Source organism: Psychromonas sp. (genome assembly GCF_983033635.1).
This window is the reverse complement of the sequence record NZ_CEZLMY010000033.1, coordinates 1-5,191: the sequence shown is the minus strand read 5'-3', so window position 1 is coordinate 5,191 and position 5,191 is coordinate 1. Positions and strand designations below refer to the sequence as shown.

At 42.2% G+C, this 5,191-nt stretch carries 4 protein-coding genes; 1 reads left to right on the top strand and 3 read right to left on the bottom strand.

The features are described 5' to 3' along the window. The 3 genes from AC4GME_RS06745 to AC4GME_RS06735 form a co-directional block, all read right to left on the bottom strand. The coding region (locus AC4GME_RS06745; RefSeq protein WP_490379170.1) for a hypothetical protein at nucleotides 1-180 on the bottom strand (180 nt) is incomplete at its 3' end. Between the two features lie 11 nt (nucleotides 181-191). Further along, nucleotides 192-1,496: an NADH-quinone oxidoreductase subunit B family protein gene (locus AC4GME_RS06740; protein ID WP_490376871.1), complete on the bottom strand. Its 1,305-nt coding sequence runs from the start codon at nucleotides 1,494-1,496 to the stop codon at nucleotides 192-194. A 14-nt stretch (nucleotides 1,497-1,510) separates the two neighbouring features. Continuing rightward, nucleotides 1,511-3,277, bottom strand: coding sequence for an NAD(P)H-dependent oxidoreductase subunit E (locus AC4GME_RS06735; protein ID WP_490376870.1), 1,767 nt, complete (start codon nucleotides 3,275-3,277; stop codon nucleotides 1,511-1,513). A 274-nt stretch (nucleotides 3,278-3,551) separates the two neighbouring features. Between AC4GME_RS06735 and hypF the strand changes: the two genes are divergently transcribed. Beyond that, nucleotides 3,552-5,191 (top strand): carbamoyltransferase HypF (gene hypF / locus AC4GME_RS06730; protein ID WP_490379169.1); only part of this gene is annotated, 1,640 nt, incomplete at its 3' end.

The window sequence follows — 5,191 nt, the reverse complement described above, 5'->3', positions numbered from 1 at the left end:
TCCCTGAATAAAACGTTCAAATCCACGAAATTCTACAATATGTAAACGGCACTGTTGGACTTGATTGTTATCATCAACAAGCAGGGTCACCTTGCCGTGCCCCTCCACTCTTGATAAAGGTTCAATCACAAATCGTTTTAGGTTCTCGGGATTTTCTGCAGTTTCTAAGGATTTATCCATAGCGCCGTCCATTAATCAAAATGTAATAAGTCATAGGGTAATTCGGGCTCTTTTCCATCCAATAAATCATTGAAAATTTTCCAAAAAGCATCTGCAGGAGGGGGGCAGCCGGGGAGGAAATAATCGACTTTTATTACTTCATGAATGGGGTGAACTTTTTCAAGCAGATAGGGGATCTCTTTATCGGTAGGGATCTTAGGGGTCACCACGCCAATGCCGTTAAGGTAGGACTCATCTAAACAGGCTTTGACATCAATACTATTGCGCAGCGAAGGAACGCCACCATTAATAGCGCAAGAGCCCACGGCAATAATAATTTTACAACTCTTTCTAAAGTGCCTTAGCACTTCAATATTTTCTGTATTACAGACTGCGCCTTCAATTAAACCCAGATCGCAATCTGGCGCGCAATTTTTTATATCGTTAAGAGGGCAACGGCTTAATTCAACCTGTTCAAGCAGTTCAATGATCCGTTCATCCATATCAAGAAATGACATATGGCAGCCGAAACACCCGGCCAAAGAGCAGGTGGCTACTTTAATTTTTTTCTTCTGCAGCTCTGTGGCTTCTGTTTGTTGTTTTTCTTTTATCAAACTATCGGGGCGTATATTGCCCACATCGCGAATGGAGTGTTTATCATAAATACGCTCACCAATCGGGGTTTTAAAACCTTGCCCTTTAATGATAATACAGCCCACCGGACAGATATGGGCTGATTTATCAGTAATTTTCATCTCGGTGTCTTTTAAATTCCCACTTTTGGAATTAATGGCCATTCTTTTATTAATGCTTCTCCCGGCGATGGTAAATATATCTTTTTTATCGACCTCTATACTCGCTCTTACGCAAAGCTCACAAAAAATACAGCGGTTTCGATCGATCATAATATCAGGGTGACTGGCATCGACATTTCTTTTCGCATTAAAGCGCGGGAAATGAAGATCTGTCATCCCCAAATCATAGGCCAGGGCTTGCAGTTGACAGTTACCGCTGCGTTCACAAAAAGGGCAGTAATGATTGCCTTCAACAAACAGCATCTGAACGAGAGTGCGCCTCATCATGGTAAGTTCATGCGTTTCATTTTTGACCAGCATGCCCTGCTGAGCTTTGGTGCAGCATGATGAAGTTTTACGGCCGTTAATCTCACAGGTACAGATTTTACAACTGCCGTTAGGGGTAAATTCAGGATTAAAGCATAGGTGAGGAATATAGATATTGGCTTTAATAGCCGCCTGCATAACTGTTTCGCCCTCTATAAAAGGGATCTCAAGGCCATCTATAATGAATGTCTTTCTCTGCTTGCTGCTCTTGCTCATAATAATCAATAACCTTATTGATTGCTCTGTATCTCAACGATATCAATCGCACGTTGAATTGATTCTTCTACATTAAATGAAGGTTGGTAGTCTTTATCTGTCATGCGTTTTACAAAATATTCTGGAAATTTTTCTAATGTTTGTAATAGGGGCTCTGCTGCTCTTTGCCCTAACCCGCAATGACTCATTTTATTCATCACATGGTTAAGCTGTTTGATGCTGTCCAGATCCAGTCTGGCACCTTGTCCAGCCGCTACTTTATCGGCTAAATCACACATCAGTTTGGTCCCCACTCGACATGGCGTGCAAAAACCACAGCTTTCATTCATAAAGAAATGGGTAAAATTAAGCGCATTTTCCAGAAGATCGCGGCTTTGGTTAAACACCATAAAAGAACCGCCGGTATTGAGATCATCGAATGAAATAACCCTGTTAAATTCAGAGGGAGTAATTAAAGTACCGGAGGGGCCGCCAACCTGTACCGCTTGTACAGATTTTGCGCCGCATAAATTGAGTATATTTTTCACCGGCAAGCCTAAGGGGATCTCGTAAATGCCCGCTTTTTCTACATCACCGCTGATGCTTAATATTTTACATCCGCTAAAACCGGAAATGCCTTGCGCAGAAAAATCATCAGCACCTTTTTCTATAATGAGTGCGGCATAACAAAAGGTTTCCACATTGTTGACCACCGTGGGTTTATCTAAGTAACCACGGGTGACAGGGAAAGGGGGGCGGATTCGCGGGATGGCCCGTTTACCTTCAAGGGATTCAATTAAAGCCGATTCTTCTCCGCAAACATAGGAGCCGGCACCCATAAATATTTCAATATCAAAGCTCAGCCCACTCCCTAGAATTCGAGTGCCCAGTAAGTTAGCCTCTCGGCGTTTTTGCAAGGCTGCATTGAGTTTTTGATAGAGGTGCTGATATTCATAACGTAAATATATAAACCCCCTACGGGCGCCAATTACATAGGCACAAATGGTCATTCCCTCAATGAGCTGCTCGGCATAACTGTTAAGCAATACGCGATCTTTAAAGGTGCCAGGCTCTCCTTCATCAGCATTACATACGACATAACGCTCATTTTCTTCGCTTAATCGGCAGTACTTCCATTTTAAAGCGGTTTTAAAACCGGCACCGCCACACCCCCGCAGGGCGGATTTATCAATTTCGGCAAGCGTGTAGTGAGGATCCATTGTAAGTGCTTTTTTGATGGCCGCACCGGGCTCAGTTTCAATATTTAACAACACTCCTTTACTTTGGATATTATCAGCCACAGCAAACCATGCCTTTGGCCACTCCTTAACTTCAATATTTTTTTCAATTTTCCCGACAATCTGATCGATTCTTTTTTTGCTTAAGCGGGTTAATGGCAAACCATTAATCAATGCAGCAGGACCTTGATCGCTCATACCTGTACAGGAGCTGTTTGCTACCGTAACGATGCCGTCAGCTCTAGGCTGGTTTAATTTAACCTGGAGTTTTTCACAGAGATATTCGCTTAGTTCATTTTTACCCGATATATGATCGATAATGCTGTCACTCATGTAGATATCATAATGCCCTCTGTCTCGGTAATGAAGAAAGTGATAAAACTCGATAAGCGCTCTAATTTTTGGAGGATATATTGTCAATTCAGTAGACAGTTGCTGTATCGCATCCTCAGGAATATGGCCACAGGAAAATTGGATATTACGCAGTATTTGTAATAGATAAGCGGCATTACCCCGATAGCCTCTAACTTGATTATGGATGAGTGTAGTAAGAGGTTTGTCCATTTTTAAACGCTCCTAATATCGTTGTAAGCACTGTGTTTGTTAATTTTAAAATCAATGCGTCATATATTGAATAAAAGTGACTATTGAGAAAAGTTCAATCGCAGATAAGTTAGCCGATCTCACTCTTTTAAAGGTAGACTAATAATCCGTTATTAATGTTAATATATTTCACTATAATGATAAAACAGCATGATTAATCTCAGAAAAATATCTCTATTATGCTTAGTGATTATATTTTCTAACTACCTTTAGTTAAGTTAACCAAGGCGCGCATGTGAAACAGCGATATCAGATAAATGTTCAGGGTAGAGTACAAGGTGTAGGTTTTAGACCCTTTGTTGCAGTGACCGCCTCTCAACTAAATTTATCCGGTTGGGTGCGTAATATCAGGCAATCTGTGTTAATTGAAATAGAGGGAGAAGCTGTCGATACCAAAACGTTTTTACAGCAACTGCAAGCAAAAGCGCCAGCAGTTTCAAAGATAGAGCAACTTAATAAAAAACAGATAAAAAACCAAGGTGACAGTGGATTTCATATTTTAGAGAGTAGCGGTCAAAATGACGGGGCAGTGAATATTTCACCCGACAGCGGAATTTGCAAAACCTGTCAAAAAGAGCTGTTCTCCAAGGAAAATAGACGCTATCGATACCCCTTTATCTGCTGCACCCAATGCGGCCCGCGTTACAGTATTCTCAAGGCGTTACCCTTTGATCGTTGCCATACCACCTTAAATGCCTTTCCAATGTGTGATCATTGCTTAGAAGAATATAAAAACCTCAAGGATCGGCGTTTTCATGCTCAGGGTATTAATTGCCCGCAATGTGGCCCCCAAATTAGTTATGTTAATCAACTGGGGGAGATTGTTGCTGAAAAAGAACAGGCATTAACACTTGCCATTGCTGCATTAGAGGCAGGTAATATCCTAGCCGTTAAAGGGTTAACCGGATTTCATATTGTCGTCGATGCGAGCAATCATCAAGCGGTTTTACGGCTGCGCGAGAAAAAGCAGCGTCCGAGCAAACCCTTTGCCGTTATGTATCCAAATTTATCACTGGTCGAAGCTGATTACCTGATGGGAGATAAAGAAAAATTACTGTTAAGCAGTGAGATTGCTCCCATTATATTACTGGAAAATAAACAAACTAACCTATCTCTTAGTCCGGCCATAGCACCGAATAATCCCTATATGGGCGTAATGTTAGCCTATACCCCTCTGCATCAGCTTATTTGCCGAGCGGTTAATAAACCGCTCGTTGTTACCAGTGCCAACCGCAGCGGCGAGCCTGTTTGTTGTGATAATAAGCAGGCGCTTGAGCAGCTGGGGGAGATGGTTGATGGCTTTGTTATGCACGATCGGGAAATCTACCAGGGCTTAGATGATTCGATTGTTAAATTTGTTAATAATGAACCCATGCTATTAAGACGGGCACGCGGTTATGTACCGGATTATCTGCCTTTAGAAACAGAACAAGCCTCTATTATGGCACTTGGAGGTCAGTTAAAAAATACAATCGCCCTGACCAAAGGCAAGCGACTCTATCTAAGTCAATATATTGGAGATCTTGAGAATGTCGCAGCTGTCGATCGCCATCGGAAAATAAAAAAAATAATGACGAGTTTGATTGCTGTTGAAGCCGATTTTGTCGCCTGTGATTTACATCCTGATTATGTCACCACGCAATTAGCCAAAGAAGCTGCTCTGCCCATTATCAGTACTCAGCATCATGTGGCTCATCTTTATGCGGCGATGATGGAACATCAGATAATCGATCAAGCTTTCGGCGCGGTTTGGGATGGCAACGGCTTTGGTGAAGATGGAACATTATGGGGAGGCGAATTCATGGCAATGGTTGCAGATAAACCGCAGAGAGTTGCCACTTTTCTACCCTTTAAACTGCCGGGGGGCTCAGCCGC